Origin of the sequence: Fortiea contorta PCC 7126, from assembly GCF_000332295.1 — a bacterium.
GTDB lineage: Bacteria > Cyanobacteriota > Cyanobacteriia > Cyanobacteriales > Nostocaceae > Fortiea > Fortiea contorta.
Genome location: NZ_KB235930.1, coordinates 1,617,771 through 1,641,098, shown reverse-complemented (window position 1 = coordinate 1,641,098; position 23,328 = coordinate 1,617,771). Strand labels below are relative to the sequence as shown.

Annotated in this window: 17 protein-coding genes; 8 read left to right on the top strand and 9 right to left on the bottom strand. The window is 40.6% G+C overall.

All coding sequences use genetic code 11. The annotated features are described in order from the left end of the window. Positions 1–45: 45 nt before the first annotated feature. Both MIC7126_RS0107810 and MIC7126_RS0107805 read right to left on the bottom strand, forming a co-directional pair. A complete protein-coding gene (locus MIC7126_RS0107810; protein WP_017652582.1) occupies positions 46–1,446 on the bottom strand; it encodes an IctB family putative bicarbonate transporter in 1,401 nt (466 codons plus the stop codon). Between the two features lie 152 nt (positions 1,447–1,598). Next, complete coding sequence (locus MIC7126_RS0107805) at positions 1,599–3,122, bottom strand: GAF domain-containing sensor histidine kinase (RefSeq protein ID WP_017652581.1); 1,524 nt, start codon at positions 3,120–3,122, stop codon at positions 1,599–1,601. Positions 3,123–3,848: 726 nt separating this feature from the next. Between MIC7126_RS0107805 and MIC7126_RS0107800 the strand changes: the two genes are divergently transcribed. The 5 genes from MIC7126_RS0107800 (at position 3,849) to MIC7126_RS0107780 (ending at position 10,775) form a co-directional block, all read left to right on the top strand. Continuing rightward, a complete protein-coding gene (locus MIC7126_RS0107800) occupies positions 3,849–5,015 on the top strand; it encodes a DegT/DnrJ/EryC1/StrS family aminotransferase (protein WP_017652580.1) in 1,167 nt (388 codons plus the stop codon). A gap of 137 nt (positions 5,016–5,152) precedes the next feature. Continuing rightward, a complete protein-coding gene (crtB, locus tag MIC7126_RS0107795) occupies positions 5,153–6,061 on the top strand; it encodes a cyanoexosortase B (RefSeq protein WP_017652579.1) in 909 nt (302 codons plus the stop codon). 254 nt (positions 6,062–6,315) lie between these two features. Next, positions 6,316–7,035: a cyanoexosortase B system-associated protein gene (locus tag MIC7126_RS0107790; RefSeq protein WP_017652578.1), complete on the top strand. Its 720-nt coding sequence runs from the start codon at positions 6,316–6,318 to the stop codon at positions 7,033–7,035. Between the two features lie 174 nt (positions 7,036–7,209). After that, positions 7,210–8,550, top strand: coding sequence for a polysaccharide biosynthesis/export family protein (locus MIC7126_RS0107785; RefSeq protein WP_017652577.1), 1,341 nt, complete (start codon positions 7,210–7,212; stop codon positions 8,548–8,550). An 89-nt stretch (positions 8,551–8,639) separates the two neighbouring features. Next, positions 8,640–10,775, top strand: a complete 2,136-nt coding sequence (locus MIC7126_RS0107780) for a GumC family protein (RefSeq protein WP_017652576.1) — start codon at positions 8,640–8,642, stop codon at positions 10,773–10,775. On the opposite strand, the gene MIC7126_RS30965 is transcribed toward MIC7126_RS0107780, so the two are convergent. The 3 genes from MIC7126_RS30965 to MIC7126_RS0107770 all read right to left on the bottom strand — a co-directional run bounded on the left by MIC7126_RS30965 (position 10,723) and on the right by MIC7126_RS0107770 (position 12,574). Then, on the bottom strand, positions 10,723–10,953 hold the full coding sequence (locus MIC7126_RS30965; protein WP_081603006.1) for a hypothetical protein: 231 nt from the start codon (positions 10,951–10,953) through the stop codon (positions 10,723–10,725). The genes MIC7126_RS0107780 and MIC7126_RS30965 overlap by 53 nt on opposite strands. A 27-nt stretch (positions 10,954–10,980) precedes the next feature. Then, positions 10,981–11,655 (bottom strand): rhomboid family intramembrane serine protease, encoded by a 675-nt coding sequence (locus tag MIC7126_RS0107775; protein WP_026100108.1) that lies wholly within the window; start codon positions 11,653–11,655, stop codon positions 10,981–10,983. A gap of 205 nt (positions 11,656–11,860) precedes the next feature. Beyond that, entirely contained in the window at positions 11,861–12,574 is a 714-nt protein-coding gene (locus MIC7126_RS0107770) for a rhomboid family intramembrane serine protease (RefSeq protein ID WP_017652574.1), read from the bottom strand. Between the two features lie 269 nt (positions 12,575–12,843). Here MIC7126_RS0107770 and MIC7126_RS0107765 point away from each other — a divergent pair, with 269 nt between their 5' ends. Both MIC7126_RS0107765 and MIC7126_RS0107760 read left to right on the top strand, forming a co-directional pair. Then, the gene (locus MIC7126_RS0107765) at positions 12,844–13,074 is read left to right on the top strand and encodes a hypothetical protein (RefSeq protein WP_017652573.1); all 231 of its coding nucleotides are present in this window, start codon (positions 12,844–12,846) and stop codon (positions 13,072–13,074) included. Positions 13,075–13,620: 546 nt separating this feature from the next. Further along, positions 13,621–14,919 carry a cation:proton antiporter gene (locus MIC7126_RS0107760; protein ID WP_017652572.1) on the top strand — a complete coding sequence of 433 codons (1,299 nt, stop codon included), beginning with the start codon at positions 13,621–13,623 and terminating at the stop codon, positions 14,917–14,919. Positions 14,920–14,943: 24 nt separating this feature from the next. On the opposite strand, the gene MIC7126_RS0107755 is transcribed toward MIC7126_RS0107760, so the two are convergent. The 4 genes from MIC7126_RS0107755 to MIC7126_RS0107740 form a co-directional block, all read right to left on the bottom strand. Beyond that, on the bottom strand, positions 14,944–16,056 hold the full coding sequence (locus MIC7126_RS0107755) for a saccharopine dehydrogenase family protein (protein WP_017652571.1): 1,113 nt from the start codon (positions 16,054–16,056) through the stop codon (positions 14,944–14,946). A 230-nt stretch (positions 16,057–16,286) separates the two neighbouring features. Continuing rightward, positions 16,287–17,981 carry a beta-carotene ketolase CrtO gene (crtO, locus tag MIC7126_RS0107750; protein ID WP_017652570.1) on the bottom strand — a complete coding sequence of 565 codons (1,695 nt, stop codon included), beginning with the start codon at positions 17,979–17,981 and terminating at the stop codon, positions 16,287–16,289. Between the two features lie 114 nt (positions 17,982–18,095). Then, positions 18,096–18,830, bottom strand: a complete 735-nt coding sequence (locus MIC7126_RS0107745) for an LmeA family phospholipid-binding protein (RefSeq protein ID WP_017652569.1) — start codon at positions 18,828–18,830, stop codon at positions 18,096–18,098. A gap of 119 nt (positions 18,831–18,949) precedes the next feature. Continuing rightward, positions 18,950–20,293, bottom strand: coding sequence for a cytochrome P450 (locus MIC7126_RS0107740; protein ID WP_017652568.1), 1,344 nt, complete (start codon positions 20,291–20,293; stop codon positions 18,950–18,952). A gap of 398 nt (positions 20,294–20,691) precedes the next feature. Here MIC7126_RS0107740 and MIC7126_RS0107735 point away from each other — a divergent pair, with 398 nt between their 5' ends. Beyond that, the gene (locus MIC7126_RS0107735; RefSeq protein ID WP_017652567.1) at positions 20,692–22,905 is read left to right on the top strand and encodes a phosphoketolase family protein; all 2,214 of its coding nucleotides are present in this window, start codon (positions 20,692–20,694) and stop codon (positions 22,903–22,905) included. Positions 22,906–23,328 lie beyond the last annotated feature (423 nt).

Here is a 23,328-nt window from a genome sequence, read left to right as displayed (position 1 = left end):
CTTGCAAAACTTGTGGGACAGACCACTAGCTTCTTGCTATTTTTACTAATTTGCGGCTGTTTGTGGGTTATTTGCAGCGATGGGTGTCCAGTAGCTAGCAATTAGAGCCACCATCAACCACCAAAGACTATTGACCTCCGGACGAAACCAAACAGTATCTACAGCACCGTGAGCCAGCATACCCACCATAGAGGCGATCGCCCCAATTAACCAAAATCCCTCTAGAGAGTTTAATTGTCGCAGTCGGCGCACTTGCATATACCCAGCATTCAAACAGACAATGATCAGCCACAGGAAACAAGCTAAACCAATCAAACCCGTTTCCACAGCAATTTCTAGCAAAATAGAATAGGCACTCAAAGCAGTGTAGCGGGGGCGTTGGTAGAGGGGATAAATTTTATTAAAAGAGTTGTGACCAGGGCCAATACCAATAATGGGGCGATCGCGGATCATCTCAAACACCGCATCCCACACATTGCGACGAAAATTATTACTGCTATCTCGGCGGTCAGCAAAAATACTCACGACCCGCAAGCGCACAGGCTCAACAAAAATCACCGCCAATAGCAAGACACCAATCAAACCTCCGACAATAATCGGTAGCGACCAAGTACGCCAAAAAGCAGGCATATGTACGCTCCACCAATAAATTAGCAACACCATTACTGCTAAAATAGCCGCTAATAAACCAATCCAGCCGCCACGACTAAAGGTTAAAATTAGGCAGGCAGTGTTGACAATAAGCATAGTTAATGCTAAAGCTTTCTTAATCCAGCCTTGCCAAGCAAAAATTGCCACCAAGCTGAAAACCACAGCCGGCACAAGATATCCAGCTAACAAATTAGGGTTCCCCAAATAACTATAAACCCTAGTAGTCTTAGACAGCGGCGATTCTGGGTCAACCCAAGTTGCAAGTGCAGCCGCACCAAAAAACCATTGACGCAACCCATACACACTGATAATCAGTGCTACATGTAGATATAGGGTAATAATCCAAGACCGGAGGCGAGATGACCGCAAAATTCTCGCACAAAGAGCAAATAACAGCAAATAAAGCGTTAAAGTTAGCAAATCATTCAACGCTGCTTTTTTTACTGGCGATAACACCGTAGCCACCACAGCAACTCCCCAATAAAGCAAAACCAACAAATGAATCGGGGTAACTAACGAAGTTTTTGCTGCTGTGTCATCCGATAAAGTCAGCAGTAACCAAAACGCCACACAAGCCGCTAGCAACAAACCCACCAGAGTAGTAGAGACAAAGGGTGCAAGACCGTATACTAGACTCAGCAACAGAGCCGCGATCGCATCTCCCCAGCGCATGAAAAAGCTGCTTTGTCGCCAGGAGCGCAATAGCCCTACTGCATGGCGGTGTAGGTAGCTACTTGCAAAATATTCTTGAATAGGAAAATTAGTTAAAGTGAATTTTTGCCAGACTAAATTCATAAACAACGCTATCACCAATGAGTACGACCGCATACAACTTGGACTTAATCATAATGCGGGTAATTATAAAAAGGTAATAACGCAGATTAAAAATTGGCAAATTCATTCAGCAACTCATAGGGGAATTGGGGATTGAGAACCCCGCTAATTCCCTATAAAACTTCGCTTATGGCTTCTGCAGTGTTTTTCGCCGATTGCAACGGTAAAGCCAGTACATAGCGATAGCCCGATTCTAATGAACCTTGGATAGAAATTTGTCCTTGATGTAATTCTGCCAGTTGGCAAGCAAGTAACAGCCCCAAGCTTTCGCGGGATAAACTGCTATGCGGTTTTGCTAAATCAATCCCTGAATTCACTGTTAAAAGATTTGCAGGGATATCATTTGCAGTGGAGATCACCGATGAGAGTTGATTTTCTCTAGGAGGATTGTAGGTTGCGGCTTCATCTGTTAACTCCGCCAGGGGATAAGAATTAAACCGAAAATAAGGATCAACGTCTGTCATCCCATCTCCCAGCCAAGGATGGGATACCCAAACGGTAACATTCAGCGCATTTTCTTTGTAAGAAACATGAATGCGAACAATGCTACCTGTGGCAGAAAGCTGAATTACACTAAAAATCAGGTGATAGAGTATTTGTCGCACTTTGTCTTTATCTAAAGGCCAAATGCGACTGCGTCCTGGTTCTACCGACAAGCGAATATCTTGTTCACGGCGATTAGCAGCTTCTTCTAAAGTATTGATGGCTTGTTGACACAGCATTTCAATATCTACAGGAGCTAAATTCACCTCAGTTGAATCGCCATTCATTGTCCCCAACTCAGTAATTTCATTGACTAGAGAAAGTAAATATTTACCACTGTGTTGAATAATTTCTACATATTCTCTCTGTTTAGTTGTTAAAGGGCCGTAAATCTCGCGTCCCAGGACGCCAGCCATCCCCAATACCGATGTTAGCGGTGTACGCAATTCTTGAGTTAGTTGTCCTAAAAGCTCTAGCTTGAGTTGTTTGGTGGAAACAGATTCTTCTACCAACGGTGGAGGACTAATTCTCAGCCTACTGCTGCTGTCGTCATTGAGTAACAAAGTAGGAGTAATGTTTTCTGATTTTTTTTGCAGAAGTCGATTGCGCTCAAACTCACTCATACTCCAACGCGCAATAATTTGTAAAAACTCAATATCTCGATTTGTAAAGTTGCGCGGTACGAGATCCATGACTGCTAGAGCGCCTAGATAATTCCCGGAAGCATCAATCAACGGCGCGCCTAAGTATGCTCTTATACCATAATCACGCACCAATTTACTCGATGAAAGTACGGTATCTTTTAACTTATGAGTATCATTAATTACTAAAACTTGAAAATTATCGACCACCTTGGTGCAAAAGGATTCTTGGCGTAAGAGTTGGCGGTTTTGCGCTAGATGATTCATCAGTCCTAAGCGAGATAAGCCCACCGCTGACTTGAACCAATGACGTTCTTCATCAACGAATCCCAAAATGGAAATTGGCGCTTCCAAAAAATGAGCAGCAGTTTGAGTAGCTTCCTCAAAGACGGGAATAGTTTGAGATTGTCGCAAACCTAAATCTGACAATGCTTTGAGGCGTTGTTCTTCTTTTGTTTCTGGGGATTCCCAACCGTCCCTGAGGGCAAATAATTTGTTGTCAGGCTCTAACATTGCCACCGTTACCTTAATAGTTGCTCGATACTGTAATTTATAGCTGTAGCCACATAGGTTGGGACATGAAGTAAAGATAAAACGCTTACAAAAAGCGACTTTCAACCCTGTTTCTCCGCAGTCGCTCATGGGGGAAACCCCCAAGACCGCGCTGCTCTCTGTTCCCTGTTCCCTGTTCCCTGCTATATATAACCGCTGTTTATGGGTTATTATTTACTATTTTTAAGCATTCCCTAATTTTGCCTCTGATAAACAATCTGTGAGTAAAATTTTTCCTCTAGCCAAAAACTGGTGATGCGCGCCTCCACTAGTTCGTATTGGCTGCGACTAAATTTTCTAACTAATACTCATGTAATCACTATTAATTTAGATTTTGCTACAAGAGAGCGTTAGTTTGAGATTAGGTCAGGGTAGCATAACATTAAGGCGAGAAAAATATTGTGCAAATCTAGTGTTTATACTTGCTTTGAATTGAAATTGAATGATTAATCCGTAAAATTTACTAGCTAGATTTTCAACAAAATACTAAATAATGTCAACTCTAGTAAATTAGATTTTTAGATAGATGTTTCTTAATTAAATTACATACCTAATTTAGAGTTTTTTACTTTAAGGTTAACGGAATTCAAAGAATGAATTTAGATAATTTGCTGACTTAATTTTATTAAATCAGCAAACATAAGTGGTATTCAAAAAAATGAAATTAATTTTTGAAGGTGCTTAACAATGAATCAAATAAACCAGGGAATTCCTTTTGTAGACTTGAAGCTACAACATCAGTCAATTCAAACTCAATTAGAGCAGGCTATTCAGGCTGTATTAGAACAGGGAGATTTTATTTTAGGACAAGCAGTATCAGATTTTGAAGCAGCATTTGCATCTGCATCAGGCGTAGATTATGGAATAGGTGTAGCGTCAGGAACAGATGCGATCGCTCTGGGTTTAGAGGCTTGTAATATTGGCGTTGGTGACGAGGTAATTTTACCCGCTAATACTTTTGTGGCAACATTAATTGGAGTGCTGCGTGCGGGGGCTAAACCAGTATTTGTCGATTGCGACCCCCAAACAGCCTTGATTGATTTACAAGCAGCAGCAAAGGCGATTACACCCCAAACTAAAGCAATTATTCCTGTGCATCTTTATGGACAGATGGTATCACCAAAGCAACTATTAGATTTTGCGGATACCTATAATTTGCTAATTTTTGAAGATGCAGCCCAAGCTCATTTAGCAGCAAGAGATGGATATCAAGCGGGTGCGGTAGGAACTGCAGCAGCTTTTAGCTTTTATCCTAGTAAGAATTTAGGAGCATTTGGGGATGGAGGAATGGTATTAACCAAGGACTCTAATATTGCGAAAAAAATGTTGCTTTTGCGGAATTATGGCTCATCGCAAAAGTATTTTCATATCGAATCAGGGACTAATAGTCGCTTGGATACTTTGCAAGCCGCCGTATTACGAGAAAAGCTACCTTATTTGACAAAATGGAATAGCGATCGCTATCAGATTGCTCAACAGTATAATCGAGAATTAGCGCCTCTAGCATCCGCTGGAATTATCCCCATACAAAACCACAGCGGAATAGGGCATATTTATCATCTTTATGTAGTCAAAATTGACGATTCTTGTCCCCTAAATCGCCAGCAAATTCAAGCAGAATTATCAGCATTAAAAATTCAAACTGGTATTCATTACCCAATTCCCTGTCATTTGCAACCAGCATTTACTAATTTGGGTTATCAATTAGGAGATTTTCCCCAAGCAGAAAAGCTAGCTAAACAAATATTATCGTTACCCATGTACCCTGGTTTAAGTAATAGCCAAATTCAAGCAGTGGTAACAGCGATCGCTTCAATTGTTAGTAGTGAACCACAACAATTGTTGTCTGTTTAGTGAGATTAGAAGCTAGAAAATAGGGGCGCTTAGGCTAGCTATGCTGTACCTCATGCAATTGGAAATTACTGTGAATAATTGTAGAAAAATTGAGTGTCTATTTTCTAAAGTTTGAGAATTATGCATTGAGAAAAATTATGACGATTCAGTTACTAACAAAAACTCGCAAGCTATCACAAATTTTAAATTTAGGAATCTTTGGAGTTTTCGTACTCCTTTACGCTCCAATACTCTTACACTGGGTAGATGGTTGGTTACACAAAAACATTAGTACAGAACATGAATATTTTAGTCATGGGATGATTGGTTTACCATTTGCTATTTATCTAACTTGGTTAAAGCGAAAACAATGGCAGCGTCTAGCAAATAAGACTCATTTTTTAGGGGCAACTTTATTATTATTGGGGGGAATTTTTTATCTAAGTGGTGTTACCGAATGGGTTAATCTTTCCTTGCCTACTATACTTTCTGGGTTATGTTTATGGTTTAAAGGCATCCCAGGTTGGCGATTACAAAGATTTCCCCTATTGCTAGTATTTTTAGCAACACCAACTGCCTTACCTTATTTAATTGCTCCCTATACTTTTCCTCTGCAAAGTTTTATCGCTAGCTCGGCAGGATTCATCCTTAATCAGTTGGGAATGGAAGTAATTGTTGATGAAGTCAATATCTATGTTGGTGGAAAAATTGTAGAAGTAGCTCCTTATTGTGCCGGGCTAAAAATGTTATTAACAACTATTTATGTCAGCTTAATGTTGCTGTATTGGACTGGGAGTTTTTCTGTACGACGCATCCCCATGTGGTTTTTATCTCTGGCTATTTTCATCAGCATTATTGCCAATATTATTCGGAATACGATGCTGACATTTTTTCACGGAACAGGTCAAACATCTGCTTTTCATTGGTTGCATGACAGTTGGGGTGGCGACCTCTATTCTGCATGTATGTTGATGTTATTAGTACCACTTCTCAATCAGATTAATAGCTATTTCGCGGTCAATTTGCCAGCTTCAGAATCAGATGATACAACGCTTTCAGGTGAATGAAGCACATAGTTAGGAAAACAGCGATCGCTAAATATAGCCGTAGCCACATAGGTTAGGACATGAACCAACGATAAAACACTTATACAAAGCGACTTTCAACCCTGTTTCTCCGCAGTCGCTCATGGGGGAAACCCCCAAGACCGCGCTGCTCTCTGTTCCCTCTTCCCTGTTCCCTGCTATAAGTGTGAATATTACTGAACTCATGGTGTAATTTTACCAAGTAAACTTTTGCCTAAATCGTGCAAATTTTACCAATGATTTCTTTATCTAAGTTGCTCAAGCAAGACAAATGGAATCAGGTAGTAGTACTGTTGCTATTACTGTTACTCTTAGGTTTGGCAGGAATTCCCGGATACATCACAGGACAATGGGAATGGAAACAACCGCTACCTGTGAGCACTATTAAAGAATTAAGACAAATACGCAAGATGGGGTTAAGCCTTCCTGGTTGGCAAACGATTGAGCAAGCCCAACCACAAGTGGGTGAAAAAAAGTGGACACTACAGGTGATTAAGCAACAAAACTCGCAAACTCAGGCTATGCTGTTGCTTCTACCACAAAACAGTCCCAAGGATCAACCGGAAGTTGAGTGGTCAGAAATTAACGGTTGGGGGAGATTACGTTGGCGAAAATGGGATATAGCCGAAACGCGTCTCGCCACATTCACTCTTAAACAACCAACTGCAATTACAGTAGAAGCTAGATATTTTCGTGCCTCCACACCACAGGAAACCTTTGCTGTATTGCAGTGGTACGCTTTACCTAATGGTGGACACCCGTCACCTCTGCGCTGGTTTTTGGCAGATCAACTTGCACAATGGGGTAAGCAACGGACTCCTTGGGTAGGCGTTAGTATTTTGATACCTATGGAACCTTTGGGACAAGTGGAGACGGTTTGGCCTTTAGCTGAGTCCCTGGGGAAAACGGTACAGAGCGCTTTGATGACGGCTGCTTTGGAGAATCAGGCGAAGTGAGAGCTTAAGCGCTAAGTTGCTGGTTTCAGTTGAAGATTTGACCCCAACTGAAACAGTCTTTTCCCTATTCCCTGTTCCCTTTTAAAAATTTTATATACACGAGACACTTGCGGTATTTGCAGAGTAAAATGGCGACTCGGCGCGACTCATTTTGATTTCGGCTTTACTGCACAAATGTTTATAGCTTTTAGATCCCATAACCGTGCATTCAGCATTTTGTGTGTTGTTGGTCTTCAGTTAAGCACTTTGGCGACAACGGTAATTCAACCTGTTGTTGCCCAGACTTTACCATCTCCAGCAACATCACCAAGCAATGTAGAACCTGCACCTCTAGGTTTTAATAATGAAATTTCTCCCCAGCTTAACCGCTATCTTTTAGGGCCTGGGGATATAGTTGATGTGGAGATACGGCGCCCTGATGGTGCTTATCGCTTGGGGTCTGGAGATAGCATCAGTGTTGTAGTTCAGCGCTTTCCTGACTTGAGTTTTCAAGCCGTAATTAATCCAGAAGGTAATGTAACTGTACCACTTTTAGGTACAGTGTCATTAGAGGGTTTGACTTTATTAGCAGCACAAGAAAAAGTGCGATCGCTCCTCAATCGTTATGTGATTAATCCGGTCTTAGTTTTATCATTGTTGAAACAGGGTCAGGATTTCAGTTTCCAGACAGCAGTTAATTTAGAAGGCAACATCTTAGTGCCAGAATTAGGCACTGTCTCTCTACAAGGCTTGAGTTTGGCAGAAGCGCAAGAAAAAATTCGCTTGGGTTTCAGTCGCTTCTTGACTGATCCGGTGGTGGTGGTTTCCCTAGCTAGGCCAAGACCGGTGCAAGTAACTGTCAGCGGGGAAGTGTTTCGACCGGGTATTTATAACATTTCTACCCCTACACTGCGTGTGGGTGATGCTGTGCTCACAGCTGGTGGTTCGACAACTGTTGCAGATTTACGACAGATAGTAGTGCGTCGGCGATTAATTGATGGTTCTGTGATTTCACAAAATATCGACTTATATGCGACGTTACAAAATGGTAAATCTGTTCCTATCTTACGGCTGCAAGATGGTGATGCTGTTGTTGTACCACGTCGTGAGGTTGGTACTGATGATGGCTATGATCGCAATTTAGTATCCCGTTCTACTTTAGCTGTACCGCAGATTAAAGTCAGGATTCTCAACTACGCTGCTGGGGGAATTATCAATCAAACTTTACCTAATGGCAGCAGTTTTGTCGATGCTTTGGGAGGCGTTAATCTTAACACCGCCAATCTCCGTGATATTGCTCTAGTACGTTTCGACCCAGAAAGAGGTCAAGCCGTCACCCAGAGGCTTGATGCCAAAAAAGCTTTGGGGGGCGATGCGTCTCAAAATGTGGCGTTGCAAGATAATGATGTTATCGTTGTTGGTCGTAACCTCATCGGTAGAATTACTAATGCTCTGACTACTATCACCCAACCATTTTTCAATATCCAAAGCTTTATTCGTTTCTTTGATTTCTTCACCGGTGGCTCTACAAAATAGATCCGCTTTTGATTCTGTTTCTGCTTGCGGGAGTTGTGGGGTGGTGGAGGAGAAATAACCAATAACCAATAATTAATAACTAACAACAAATGACGCCCCCAATTGTTAAACGCTATTTGATTGCTTTTGAAAAATATAAGTGGATTGGACTCGCTAGTTGTGCTGTGGTTGTGGCGGGTTCGATGGTGGTAGCACTACAACCTGATCCACCGCCTGTATATATAGCTGATGGTGCATTGACATATAATCGACCGCCAGTTTCATTTTCTGCAACTGGTAGCGAAATTCAACAGCAAGGACAAACTCTCAGTGAAGAAGTTTTGTTATCGAATCAAATAATTGAAACTGTGGCGATGAAGGTCAATGTTAAGCCACAAAAGATTGGTAAAAATGTAGCAATTAGTCTGCCGAAAAAAGCTGAACCGGGGAAGGAAGCAGATGCTTCATCTGCTGTTATTGGACTTAAATATAAAGATAGTAATGCCAAGTTAGCGAGAGAGATATTGCAAGAATTGATGCTAGCAATGATTAATTTGAGTGGTAATATTAACAGTCAACGATTAAACGCAATTATTAATAAAATTAATGAGCGTTTACCGCAGGTGAAGGCAGAACTGCAAGCAGCAGAAAAGAAACTAGAACTGTACGATCGCAGAGAACGCCCAGCAATATTAGCAGCAGAAAATGGTAGTTTGTTAGGTGCTGTCACTAGTAGCCAAAGTCAGCAAAGACAAATTCAACTCACTATTTCGGGGCTGGATGCTCAAATTCGGAGTTTGCAGGATAAATTGGGCTTAAATGTCAAGCAGGCTTCGATTTCTTCAGCTTTGAGTGCTGATTTGATTATTGCTAATTTGCGATCGCAGATTTATCAAACTGAGTCACAAATCGCTTTACTCAGAAAAGATTTGCGTCCTGAACACCCGACCATGATTCAGTTACAGCGTCAAAAACAAGCTTCTGAAGAATTGTTACAACAACGTGCGGCTGAGGTCATTGGTGGTAATGGGATGGCGGCGCCGTTAGCTAATAATGTGCAGAATATCCGCACTCAAAGCAACTTAGATCCAGCTAGACAACTGCTAGCAAATCAGATGGTGGCTTTGCAAACTCAACGAGAGACACTACAACAACAACTGGCGCAGCAAATTAGAGAAGAAGTGCGATTACGCCGGGAATATTCTCTCATACCTAACAAACAATTGGAGCGATCGCGTTTAGAACAAGAAGTCGCACTGAAAAAAGCTGTCTATGACCAAATGCAAGCTAAACTCACAGATGCCAAAACTGCTGAAGCTGAAACCGTTACTAGTCTCAGTATCGCCAAAGTTCCATCTATTCTCCCGCTCACCACGAAACCGAAGAGTGTACCCATCACCATCGGTGTTGGTGGTTTTATGGGTTTAGTGGTTGGTGGTGGGGTGATATTTTTGTTAGGTGCTTTGGAAGGAACCTACAAAACCAAGGAAGATATCCGGGAGAACCTCAAGCAAAAAGAAGTGGCAATTTTGGGAGAATTACCAATGATGCCAATTGAGAGTCTAGATTCAACTGCTGTACCAGCGATGTTGTCTTTATATTCTCCCTATTTAGAATTTTATGAGAAATTCCGCAGTAATTTACACCGCATTGGTGGTAAACAATTAAAGGTGGTATTGATTACCAGCGTCAGCAGTACCGAAGGGAAAACCGCCAGTGCTTACAACTTGGGAATAGCTTCAGCTCGTGCTGGAAAAAGAACCTTAATTATTGAAACAGATTTGCGATCGCCTTCTTGTTGTTCATCCCTGAAACTGGCTGCTGATCCCGACGCCACCATCGAACCTCTACGCTATTATGCCAGCTTGAGTGAGTGTATTCGCTTAGTTCCTGATGTTGAAAATTTATACATTATTCCTAGTCCTGGCCCAGTGCGCCAATCTGCATCTGTATTGGAATCAAGCGAAATGCACAGCCTGATAAAAGATGCCCGCGCCCGCTATGATTTAGTGATTTTAGATACTAGTCCTCTCAGTTTATCTAATGATCCATTATTAATCCAACCACACAGCGACGGTATAGTCTTGGTGACACGACCAAGCTACACACAAGAAAATATGTTGAGTGAAGCGGTTGATCAATTAATGGAATCTGAATTGGGGTTATTGGGAGCAATCATCAATGCGACTGATATCATTGTTTCCCAACCACAACCAGTTTTAGAATCAGCGGAAGTGTCGAGATAGGGTGTGGGGAGATGGGGAGATGGGGAGATGGGGAGATGGGGAGATGGGGAGATGGGGAGAAAAAGAATTTATGCTTACGCTTGCTATCTTCTCCTTCCTCCCACACCTCCCCCTCCTCCCACACTTCCCACACTTCCCCCTCTTCCCACACCTCCCCCTCCTCCCACACTCCCCACACTTCCCAAGCTCCCCATCTTTGCTATGTTTAATATTCGCGTCGAAATAACCCAAATAAAGGAGCGAGAATTAGACCAAAAACAAAGCCACCGATATGTGCCCAGTAGGCGACTCCGCCAGTTTCCACACTCATGTTAGCTGCTGCTTGGAGACTGAATAAACCGGAGATGACATTTTGAATAAAGAAAATTCCAATCAAAACCAAAGCTGGAATTCTGATAGTGGTGACGAAAAACCCTAAGAAAACTAAGCTCATGATTCTAGCCTGTGGGAAGCGGATAATGTATGCACCCAAGATTCCCGAAATTGCACCACTAGCTCCCAAGGAAGGAATGATAGAATTCATTCCAATAAACCACTGACACAAAGCCGCCAAAGCACCGCACGCCAAATAAAAAATTAGATATTTGAGATGACCCAAGCGGTCTTCAATATTGTTACCAAAAACCCAGAGAAACAACATATTGGAGATTAAGTGCCACCAACTACCGTGTAAAAATTGCGATGTGAATAGTGTTGTCCATTCACCAGCAAAGTTAGTAGTTAGTTGTTTTGGTACTACTGCATACAGATCAAAAAACAGCTTTAGCTGTTCACTCGATAGACTAAGTTGATGAAGAAAAACTAAAATATTCATGCCAATCAAGCCGTAGGTGATATACGGCGTGATTCGCGTCTGATTTTCGTCGTAGAGAGGAAACACAGGTGTTTTTTCTAATCATTGATAATTGCAATATAGCTTGATTAGGAGGCAGTTGATCAGTCAGGGGTGAGGGATTAGGGGTGAGGGATTAGGGTTTAGGGATTAGGGGTTATGGGTTACTTTGAATAAGTATTATGTACTATTGGTACTATCGATTCGATAACTCTTCTCTAACCTCTAACCTCTAACCTCTAGCCCCTAACCTCTAAAAATATTCTTCCTGTGTTTTATCGCTGAACAAACCTAACAGGGGGCCGAGAATTGCGCCAACTAAAAAGCCGCCAGCATGGGCCCAGTAGGCGACACCGCCACTTTCCATCCCGACGTTGGTACGTGCTTCGATGGTACCAATTCCGTAGAAAGCTTGTTGAAGAAACCAAAATCCTAAAAAGAAATATGCTGGGACGCGGAAGGTGGGAAAGAAAAATCCTAGGGGAACGACGCCCAGAATTTCGGCTTGGGGAAAGCGGAGGATGTATGCACCCATGACGCCAGCGATCGCACCACTCGCACCCAGAGAAGGAATGTTAGAATTCTGTGCGAAGAACCATTGGGCTAAAGACGCTAAAACTCCACAAGATAAATAGAAAAATAAATATCTAGCATGACCTAATTTATCTTCAACATTATTACCAAAAATCCAGAGAAATAACATATTGCCTGCAAGATGCAATAAGCCACCATGCAAAAATTGGGAAGTAATCAAAGTCGCCCATTCTGGTACTGGCTGATTAATAGCTACGCCAGCAAAACTTAAGCTGAGTTCTCTGGGGACTACAGCTGCTAGATGTAAAAAACCATTTAATGCTTGGGGAGGGAGACTAGCTTCATAAATAAAAGCTAGGACGTTCGCAGCTATTAATCCGTATGTAACGTAAGGTGTGATCTGGGTGGGGTTATTATCTCTGATGGGTACCACTAGTTTTATTCCTAATTGTTGAGCAACTACCTCAAAGTAACGGATTTTGCAAGTGTGTGCTTCTGGCTAGTGGATGAATACTTGATGCTCAATAAACACTCTGTTTATGGGAATTTTTCGGTAAAAATAACATTTTCAGCATAATTATATAATCATCCCCAAGATAGTTTTATCTGAGGCTATTTATTGCTTAAAAGGAAAAAGGGTAAGAGCAACTCTTAACCAAAAAATATCTTTAATTAAGTATAAAGACGTATTTTTTTGACTTTATGAATTTGTTTATACAAGAAACTTCCGCAAAAACGGTTCAAGAAACTCCACCACCAGGACAAGACCCATTGGTTGCTCGTGGGTTACAAAAAGAGCAGTATGTGGGTATGGTTGGTTTAGCGATCGCTCTGATTGCTGCTGTGGGATTTTTTAGTCGCCGGGTTGAATACGCGATTGTTTTTGCCTTCGCTCTCAGCGCTATTTTAATTGCTTTCTTTTTATTTGTATAGCCTTTGAGATATAGCGTCTAGTTGAGGTTAAGGGCTGGGAAATAAGGGCGCTTAGGCTAGCCAGGGTGTAGCTTATGTAATTGGGTATTGTTATATTGATGGGTCATTTGTGAGTTTTGCTCAAGCGTTAATTAAAAACGTGGACTCATTCATAAGTTTTGTTTAAGTGTTTATCGCCAATGCATAAACGTTGGATAAAAACGTGAGTTCATTCATAAGTTTTGTTCAAGCGTTAGCGACAAATGCATAAGCGATGAGCGAAAACGTTAATTGATTTGCAAGTTTTGTTCAAACGTTAGCGACAAATGCATAAGCGATGAGCGAAAACGTGAATTGATTTACAAGTTTTGTTCAAGCGTTGGCGACAAATGCATAAGCGTTCGTTGAAAAATCAATTTGTTTGTTAGTTTATTCTCCCTCATGGTCGTATGACTAAAGATAGAAAGGATGAGGAATTTTTTCAGCAAAATCTCTCTGAGGGTAATTTGGATAAATAGCTATCCCTTCTAAACTGGCATATCGATTTATCTTTTTTTACATTCAGCTATGATAGATATCTATATTCTTGAACTACTTGTGATTGGTTTATTGTTGCTAGCAGTCACATTAGGTTCTGGTTGGATTGCGCGTTTACCACTTTCTTTTGCTTTAATTTACCTCTTGGTGGGTATTGTTTTAGGCCCTTATGGCATAGGATTAATTCAATTACGGCGTGATGATGTATTCAATGCTCATGTGTTGGAACGTCTCACAGAATTTGTGGTAATTGTTTCTGTATTTAGTTGTGGTTTAAAAATAGTTCGACCTTTTAAGTTAGGTGTTTGGGATATTACTATCCGGCTGATTGGTTTGTTAATGCCAATTTCAATTTTTGCTTTAGCGATTGTAGGCAAATTGTTTTTAAATATGGATTGGGGGTCAGCTATTCTTTTAGGTGCTATTCTTGCACCAACTGACCCAGTGTTAGCTTCTGAGGTGCAATTAACAGATACCAAAGATAAAGATGAGTTACGTTTTGGCTTAACTTCTGAGGGAGGATTGAATGATGCTTTGGCATTTCCCTTTGTTTATTTTGGTATTTATGCCTTAAAAGATAGCAATTGGAATAACTGGTTTAAACAGTGGGTAGCGGTGGATTTAATATGGGCGATCGCATCTGGTATTGTCATGGGTATTCTTGTCGGTAAAGCTATAGTTTGGATTGATAGAAAAATTCAAAAGCGCCGTTCTGCTGACCAATTGATGGAAGATTTTGTTGCGATCAGCATAATTTTAATCACTTATGCTTTGACAGAAATTATTAATGGTTATGGGTTTCTCGCAGTGTTTATCGCTGGATTAGTTACCCAACGAAGTTATAGAAACCCAGAAAAACCACTCGCACAATTAGAATTTATTGAGAGACTGGAAAAGCTGCTAGAAATTGCCACAATTTTACTATTAGGCTCAATATTATTATTCCCGCAGATGCTCAAATATGGAACCCAGTCTCTCTTAGTAATAGTATTGCTGTTTTTTATCATCCGTCCTGTGGGAGTTTGGATCAGTACAATCGGTATGCGTCCTGTCAATTCTCCACGTCGCAGCTTACACCTAGGAACTCGCTGGTTACTAGGTTGGTTTGGTATTCGTGGCGTGGGTTCTTTATATTATCTGGCTTATGCATTTGGTCACGGTTTAAAAGACGAAATTGGTGAATTAATAGCCTGGATAACTTACACCACAATCGTGGCTTCAGTAATTGTTCATGGAATTAGTTCTACGCCGTTAATGAACTGGTATGAAAGTACGATTGCTAACCAGAAAAAATCTACACCTCGCGCCACCGTTGACGAGTTTGAATAAATTGCACACACACAAACTAACTGACTATTTATCTAACCAAGTTTCATTAATCTCTATTTTGCGACTTTGCATCGCTTGCATAAATAGTTCTGTTGGTAATACTTCTTCCACAGGCCAAACTCCCGGTTTTTGTAGCTTACCTTCTAGCAAAAATTGAGCAATACTACCTGTGCCACAACCAGAAGCTAGTGCTGTATTAGCATATACTAGAGTTGCACAATAAATGACCTTTTTACCTGCTTTTTCTCCTGTGATTTCTGCTCGGACTACGACACCAATACCGCTAAAAGAATTAGTAACATTAGTCATAGAATGACTAACATAAGATAAAAATTCAATCATGCCGTGACGCTGCATTAACCACTTAGGAAATATATGGGCTGTAATCCAAGTTAAATGGTTATAAAAATCTGGGACAGAACCAAATTTAGTAACCACAGTTTTCACAGCAGGAAAAGCATGAGGTAGGGTGAAAGTTTCCGGCATATCAAACCAGTAAACCCCACTGCGTCCATAGGGAGATGGAAAGTTAATAATTTCTCTGTCAGTGTAAGGTTTAACTGATTGCCATTGATTGTTAATCCAAGCCTCAAAGGGATGTTGCAAACCGAGAAAAGTTGTCCGCATCACCGTCACGCCAGCACCGCCAGAACCAGATACTAAATAACTTAAATGTATCTTTTCTGGTTGTTCAAATTGCTCGATACCCTGGCGTACCATACTATTAGAAATACCAGGAAAAATTCCAGTATTAATAACTGCTGTCACCCCAGCAGTGGCGGCTTGTTCATGATAACTAAGTGCCTTACTGGTGTAAGAACGATGGTCGCTGACATCGACATAGTTGACGCCTTGTTCAATACAACTTTGCAAAACATTAGTGTCTCGATAGTGAAAAGGGCCAGCGCAGTGTATGACTAAATCAGATTGAGCGATCGCTTTTTTTAACTTATCAACTTCTGCCAAATCTAACATTAAGAATTGTAGCCGTTCCCCAAAAGGTGAACTAACAGGCGTCTGTGCTACTGGAAAGCGCCCAGTAACCGTAATTTCAGCTTGCGTGTGATTGATTAAATCCTGAGCAACACTGCTACCAATGCGCCCCCGTCCTCCCAAAATTAAAACTTTCTCTGTCATTACTCCAGTATGGGCAAAACTACTTTTATTTCACCAGTCTTTTGTCCTATTTGTCATCGGTAAACAGGAAGAAAAGGATGGTTTAGTGTATAAAATTAATACATTAAACCCATTCTTGAGGCACAATAATGTTCACACATGTCGATAATACACGTAAGTTGGACAATACTCGCCACATCCGGGCTTGATTGAGTATTATCCAACTTACAAATAATATTACCAATCCAGTACTAATTAATACCAAAAACCGAACCGACAGTCGATTTAATTGAATTCCCCGCGTCCTTTAAAGTCTGAGTAATAGGATGCCTAGTCTGCAAAAATACCCGCGCACAATTGCGTCCTGGCATTCCGGAAATCGAACCCCCTGGATGCGTCCCTGCACCAGTTAAAAATAGATTTTCAATGGGGGTTTTGTAATTAGCTATTTCTGGCAATGGACGGAAAAATATCATTTGATCTAGAGACATATCAATATGGTAATAATTGCCTTTATAAGCCCCCAATCTTTCTCCTAATTCTGCTGGGCTTTCTACTCGCCGAGCAATAGTTGCAGTTTTCACATTTGGCGCATAGCTAGCTAATTTATCAATCACCCGGTCTGCAACTTTATTTTTCAATTCATCAGTCCAACCAGTACCTTTTAAACCAGTACCTTCAGCGCCCGCAATTTGATAGGGAGCGAAGAATTCAATCCATAATGTATGCTTACCTGGAGGTGCTAATGTGGGGTCGAGAGCACTAGGCATCACTACATACATTGATGGGTCAGCATCAGGAATTTCTCCTAGGGTACATTTACTATGAGCTTGTTCTACATGAGCGACTGAATCTGCTATTAAAATCGAGCCAATTAGATATTCATCTTTATGCGCATGGTATGGAAAACGTAGCGGTTCATCTAGCGCCAAATCTATCTTGAGGATAGTTTCGTTATTGTTAACAATGCGGCGCTCTAATCTTTCCCACAAATCAGGCTCGACTGCATCGATATCACTTTTATCAGTCATTTGTAAGAATAAACGTTGAGCATCAATATTAGAAATTACTCCATATTTAGCTCGATATTCTTTACCCCCAGCTACTCTCACACCAACTGCTTTAGCGTCATCAATCAACACTTTTTCCACATGTTGGTCAGTCAGAATAACTCCGCCTTTGCTTGTGACTAAATTCACTAAAGCTTTCACAAGCGCACCAGTACCACCACGAGGTCTAGCCATCCCAGGATTATGACGCATCGCCATCATAATTGCACCAATAGCAATGGTTTTTTGTGATGGTGGCGCACCTAATTCTGATGCTAATCTTGCTAGTGGCGCTTTGAGAAATTCCTCATCAAACCACTCATTGAGCAAATCTTCAGCGCTGGTCAACATGTTGCGAACAAAATCCAGCGTTTTGTTGGGAGAACCAATTACAGAAAATAAATCTTTGAGTTTTTTGATATCGTAATTACCAAAAATATCTACAATTGATTTTGGTGGTGCGTTAAACATGGGAATCATTGCACCTAGCGCTCGTTGCCAATAATCAGTAAATTCTGCGTATTTTTTAGCATCACGTTCATTGTAACGAGCAATTTCTGCACAAGTTTTATCCAAAGATTTATGTGCGAGAAAATATTTACCATCTGGATGAGGACAGAAAACAACCGGGTCACATTCTAGATATTCTAGCCCGTATTTTTCCAGTTCTAATTCTTCGACAACTGGCCCTAAATGAATAAATTCATGGTCAATTGCACACAAATTAAATTTAAACCCTGGTGCTTCTTGTGGTAAACATTCTTCTGTTGTAGCGGCGCCACCAGGAACAGAACGTTTTTCTAACAACAGGACACTATAACCAGCTTTAAGTAAATAAGCAGCACAAACTAGTCCGTTATGTCCGGCACCAATAATTACAACGTCATATTCTTGCATATTTGTAATCTTGCAATCAGTCACCTTGTTTTTATTATTACAAATAAACTTAATAAATTACAAGCTAAATGCTAAGAATAACGGTTGAATAATACTAAAGATATACATGATTTTTTAAGATGGCATTTGGCTAACATGTGCTTCTATCATAAGTATTAAATTTTCGTTAGTTACATTCATGTCTATAATCCGCATTGCCATATTATCCCATTGAAAAGATGGTGATTTTAGCAGTTGTTTTAACTTGGGCATTAAGGCGACAATTAGTTCTATTGAAATTCCTGAGCCTGGAGTAAAGTTGATACTTTCTAAGATAACTGTTTGTTGATTAATCAGGGGGTGAAGTATCACGGTGAAATCTAAGCTTTGAGTCTTTTCTGCTTCCTTTTGCAGAACAGTGATTGTCAATCCTATCTTGCCATCTCCGGGGAGAAACAATTGCATATCTTGCAGTTCAAAAAGAACAGTTTCGCCATCTACATCTAACTGCAAATTTTGTAATTGACTACGAATAAAATCTGATGTCAGTGCGCGGTTAATATCTGTTGTTGTTAGTACAATGCGAGCGACCGCTTTCACGGGTTCGTTGAGTTCGATTTCACCAAAAAGAGCGCTCAAAGGATTGACATTAACACTATCCGTTCGCAGTTTGATTTCTTGTACCCGGATGTCTTCTTGAATTACTAATCCCTGACCAGATAAAGAAACTTGATCTACTTGTCCCTGAACAACTTTCAACAAATTAGTGCGGACATCTACATTTATTTCTTCAACTTCATCTAGTTGGTTGGATAAAGTTATTTCGGCTGCTTGTGATAACAAATGCTCTAATCCTTGTTTTTCTGGCATGAGTTATATTATCCTATTTTTGAGTCACTCCTTAATTTAGACTTTGAATACTAGGAAGTGTATCTACAATACGATATATACAATAGGGAATATCTAAAATTTTTAATTTTAAATTCCACTTATTTAGTGACAATCATCTCCACACCACCAGCGGGAACAATAGTAATACCACGACGGACTGGTGAAACGGGACGTTGATTAACTAGAGCTAACCGAATATTTGATAATATTGTGCCTACAATTAACTTCATTTCATACATAGCAAAAGCACCACCAATACAGCCGCGATAACCACCACCAAAGGGTAAGTATTCATAAGCTGAAAATCTTTGCTGTAGAAATCTTTCTGGTTGAAATTTTTCTGGTTCAGAATAAGTATCAATACGGTGGTGTGCTAGATAAATACAAGGAACTAAAACTGTCCCTGATGTAAATTTGTTCTTAGCAACTTCAACTTGATTTTTCACCATTCGCGGTGTACAAATTAAAGCAATAGGATAAATTCTCAAGGTTTCTTGGCAGACAGCAGTTAAATAAGGTAACTGTGTAATTTCTTCTGGGTCATTTGTGCTATTTAAAGTAAATAATTCCTGCATTAACTGGCTTTTAACTTTGGGGTGAGAGTGAATTAAATAAAATGCCCAACTTAATGTTGCGGCTGTGGTTTCATATCCTAAAAGTAGTAATGAAATTAGTTGGTCTCGTAATTCAGCATTTGTCATTTCCTGTCCTTGATTGTCACACGCTGACATCAACAAATTGAGTATATCTGTATTTTTAACATTTACAGACAACCGCCTTTCGTCTATTTCGGCGTAGATTAATTGATCTATTTGCTGTTTTCTTCTTTGAAAATTTCCCCAAGGACTCCATGCACCTAAATCTTGTTGCAGTGATGGAAAGAAAAACAAACTAGAATACAAAGGTTTAGTCACATCATTTAATAAAGAACTAAGCAGATATTTCAATTGTTGATATCGTGAGTTATGCTGTTTGATTCCAAACACTACTTGTAAGATAATTTCTAAGGTAATTTCTGGCATTATTTGCTGCATAAAAATCTTTGTACCAACTTGCCAATCCTTGATAATTGACTGGGTAATTTGGCAGATTACTTGACCATAATTTTTCAGTCCTGTACCATGCATTTGTGGCAGTAATAACTGACGTTGTTGATGATGCGATCGCCCATCTTTAAATACTAAAGAATTATCCCCAAATAAAGGTCTAAACACATGAGTAGCTCTGTGAAAATCTAACTCTTTTTCTGGCAAAGTTAAACAATCTTGAATTGCTTGGGGATGACTAAAAAATACTATTGGTGGCGAATTTAAACCTAAAACTCGCAATGTAAACGTGTCGCCATATTTACCCGCACAATTTTCCAAAAATTTTGTCGGGTTGAGCATTAATTGTAAAGTTTGTAGCAACGCTGGCGTGCTTAACTCATTGAGTGAATTCATTTTACAAAAGTTTACAATTGCAGTAACCAATTGTAAAACTCACTCATTTAATTTTTATGAATCTTGAGAAGGATTTATCACCAAATAATCTCTATAATTTGTCATACTTTCTCTAGCTATCAATATAACTAAGTTTAATAGATATACTTAGAAACTATTAATACTCTCTGCGCCTTTGTCTTGAAAAGTTTGCTCAACGGGGGGAACCCCCGCACGTAACTTTTCGCTGCGCCTTTGCGTGAAATAAAAACCATCCCATCAATCAACAACGCCATTAAACCTACTTATCTCGACTATTGCAAAAGTGTAATCATCTGTTACAACCTGAAAGTTGTAAAATTTTTGTTAACTTGGACGAGCATCTCAAGTTTCTCCTCATCCTTATTAAGGTACTCAGCATGACAGCAACCACGCCAAAAGCATCGCCAGCGCTTCCCGATTTTTGTGAAGGAATTCAATATTTTGGAGAGATATTACCAGATTTTGAAACTTATGGTGCAACTCCTGCCATCGAGTCAGGTAAAATAGCGATCGCCGATCCTACAGATCCAGCAGCAGTATATCAAACCTTACTTGCTGCCGATGCTCTCCGTTACCTAACGCTACAAACCACAGGTAGTAAAGCCTCTGGTCATCCTGGAGGATTTGCAAGTCAAGCGGAAGCTTATGCAGCTTTGGTCATGTTGGGGTACAAAAACATTATCACAGAAGTCGGACACCACGCCCCTGGATTTTATAGTGCCATGTTTTTGGATCGCTCGTTGGAAGATATGGGAATCTTTACAGTCCAACAATTGCGCGATCGCTTTCGAGAAAAACACGGTTTACTAGGACATCTCTCCGGCTACATTCCTGGTATTCTTGCACCTGCCGGGCCACTGGGTCAAGGACAACACTTTGCGATGGCTGCTGCATTGCTGCATCAAGATAAGTTATTCCCTTTCACTGTTGGTGATGGGGGATTGGGAGAGCCTTATATTGTCAGTGCGATCGCTCACTTTCATACAGCATACCCCACTGTCACCAACTTTTTACCAGTCTTGGTGTGGAACGGTTACAGCCAAGAACACCACAGCATGGTATCTCTCAAAACCAACGCACAGATGACAGCATACTGGGAAGGTAACGGTTTTGCTGAAGTCATATTAGTCGATGCCAAAGAATTTGACGACCAAAATCAACCAGGCGATTATGTTGATAGTACCGCTTTCTCCTTCGACAAACGCCTAGAATTTACCAAAGCCGTACTCACTGCTGTGGATAAAGCCGCCAAATCAGCATTAAGCGGAAAACTCACCGTCTTCATCATCAAACAACTAAAAGGTGCAGGCGTCCACGCCAGAGGTGCAAAATCTCACAACCTTTATCCTAAAGACACCCTCGACGCACCGCACATAATTAGCGCTTTGCAAACTCGTGCTTTATCAACCGCAGCTTGGGAAACAGTGCGAACCAACGCCGAACGCGCCGGTGGTGGACCCGCAGCCAAAACAGTAGTCACAGAATTTGAATTACCACTACCAGAATTAGGCGAATTACCATTAGAAGAATATGCAGTTGGTGGAGAACCAAAAGTTTCTACAACCGCAATGGGAAGATTAGTAGGAATCGTCGGACAAAAAGATAAAAACTTCCTCGTCACCAACGCCGACGGCAACGAAGCATCAGGAATTGCTAACATTAACCAAGCATTAAAAATTATTCACCCCACCACCGACGACTTATATAACCAAGCACCAAACGGACAAGTTTATGAACCTTTAAGTGAAGATGCTTGTGCAGGTTTAGCCGCAGGTTTATCATTAATGGGTGCTAGAACCTTGTGGTGTTCCTATGAATCTTTTGCCATCAACGGCTTACCAATTTGGCAAACTGTTATTCAAGCAATGGCAGAATTACGTCGTCAAACTCCTTCAACAATCACATTATTTACAGCTGGTGCATTAGAACAAGGACGCAACGGTTGGACACACCAAAGACCAGAAATTGAAGCTTATTTTGCTTCATTAATGCGGAATGGAAATGTATTTCCGTTATTTCCTCCTGATGCTAACAGTATTCAAGGTTGCTATGACTGGGCATTAAAAACTAAAAATAAAGGAATTGTCATTACCGCAAGTAAATCACCCTTACCAATTCGCACCACCTTAGAACAAACTCGCCAAGGTTTACAAGATGGTGCAGTGTTATTACATGAAGTTGCTGGTGATAAACAAGTTGTGTTTGCAGTCATCGGCGACATGACATTAATTCCTGTCTTTGAAGCCGCCGCTTTTTTAGAAACAGAAGGTATCGGCGTCAAGATAATTTCTGTTATTAACCCCCGCCGTTTATATCGTCCTTATGACACAGCTTGGGATACCTGTTCTGAACCTGATGGTGGTTTTTTAGAAGATGATAAATTTGCCCAATTATTTGATGGTGATGCCTTAATTGGTGTAACTGGCGGTGCTGCGGCGATGCTAGAACCAATCTTATTACGTAGTAGAAGTAAGCGCGATACCTTCGCTTGGAAACGTGGCGAAACTACAGCTAGCGCTGGTGAGTTGATGGCGTTTAATGGGTTGACTGCAGAGGCTTTGACGAAGAGAGCGATTGAACTGGTGCATTAAATCAGTTATCAGTGAAATAACTGATGATTGTAAAAATTCGCAGTCTTCAGATCCCCGACTTCTTAAAGGAAGTCGGGGAGCTAAGAATGTTTATAAAATTAACTTCCAAGATAAACGCGGGTAGATTTACTGAAATTTGTTGAGAATAACAGGTTTACGAGTCAGAAACTTGATTTACGAATCAGAAACTTGATTTACGAGTCAGAAACTTGATTTACGACTCAGAAACTTGATTTACGACTCAGAAACTTGATTTACGAGTCGCAAAATCTAGTTTACGAATCAGAAACTTGATTTACATAAGACGAAGCGCTGAGAAGCCTGGATAAACAGGGCGTTGAATGGATTGACTGCTGAGGCGTTGACAAAAAGTGCGATTGAGTTAGTGTATTAAGATTTAGGTAGGTATTTTTAACCGCAGAT

Coding starts and splice junctions, on each gene's coding strand:
- MIC7126_RS0107800 (WP_017652580.1), top strand. CDS start 3,849: ATGAATCAAATAAACCAGGGAATTCCTTTTGTAGACTTGAAGCTACAA.
- crtO (WP_017652570.1), bottom strand. CDS start 17,981: ATGCAAGAATATGACGTTGTAATTATTGGTGCCGGACATAACGGACTA.
- MIC7126_RS0107780 (WP_017652576.1), top strand. CDS start 8,640: ATGACGCCCCCAATTGTTAAACGCTATTTGATTGCTTTTGAAAAATAT.
- MIC7126_RS0107765 (WP_017652573.1), top strand. CDS start 12,844: ATGAATTTGTTTATACAAGAAACTTCCGCAAAAACGGTTCAAGAAACT.
- MIC7126_RS0107805 (WP_017652581.1), bottom strand. CDS start 3,122: ATGTTAGAGCCTGACAACAAATTATTTGCCCTCAGGGACGGTTGGGAA.
- MIC7126_RS0107755 (WP_017652571.1), bottom strand. CDS start 16,056: ATGACAGAGAAAGTTTTAATTTTGGGAGGACGGGGGCGCATTGGTAGC.
- crtB (WP_017652579.1), top strand. CDS start 5,153: ATGACGATTCAGTTACTAACAAAAACTCGCAAGCTATCACAAATTTTA.
- MIC7126_RS0107810 (WP_017652582.1), bottom strand. CDS start 1,446: ATGAATTTAGTCTGGCAAAAATTCACTTTAACTAATTTTCCTATTCAA.
- MIC7126_RS0107785 (WP_017652577.1), top strand. CDS start 7,210: ATGTTTATAGCTTTTAGATCCCATAACCGTGCATTCAGCATTTTGTGT.
- MIC7126_RS0107735 (WP_017652567.1), top strand. CDS start 20,692: ATGACAGCAACCACGCCAAAAGCATCGCCAGCGCTTCCCGATTTTTGT.
- MIC7126_RS0107760 (WP_017652572.1), top strand. CDS start 13,621: ATGATAGATATCTATATTCTTGAACTACTTGTGATTGGTTTATTGTTG.
- MIC7126_RS0107745 (WP_017652569.1), bottom strand. CDS start 18,830: ATGCCAGAAAAACAAGGATTAGAGCATTTGTTATCACAAGCAGCCGAA.
- MIC7126_RS0107790 (WP_017652578.1), top strand. CDS start 6,316: ATGATTTCTTTATCTAAGTTGCTCAAGCAAGACAAATGGAATCAGGTA.
- MIC7126_RS0107740 (WP_017652568.1), bottom strand. CDS start 20,293: ATGAATTCACTCAATGAGTTAAGCACGCCAGCGTTGCTACAAACTTTA.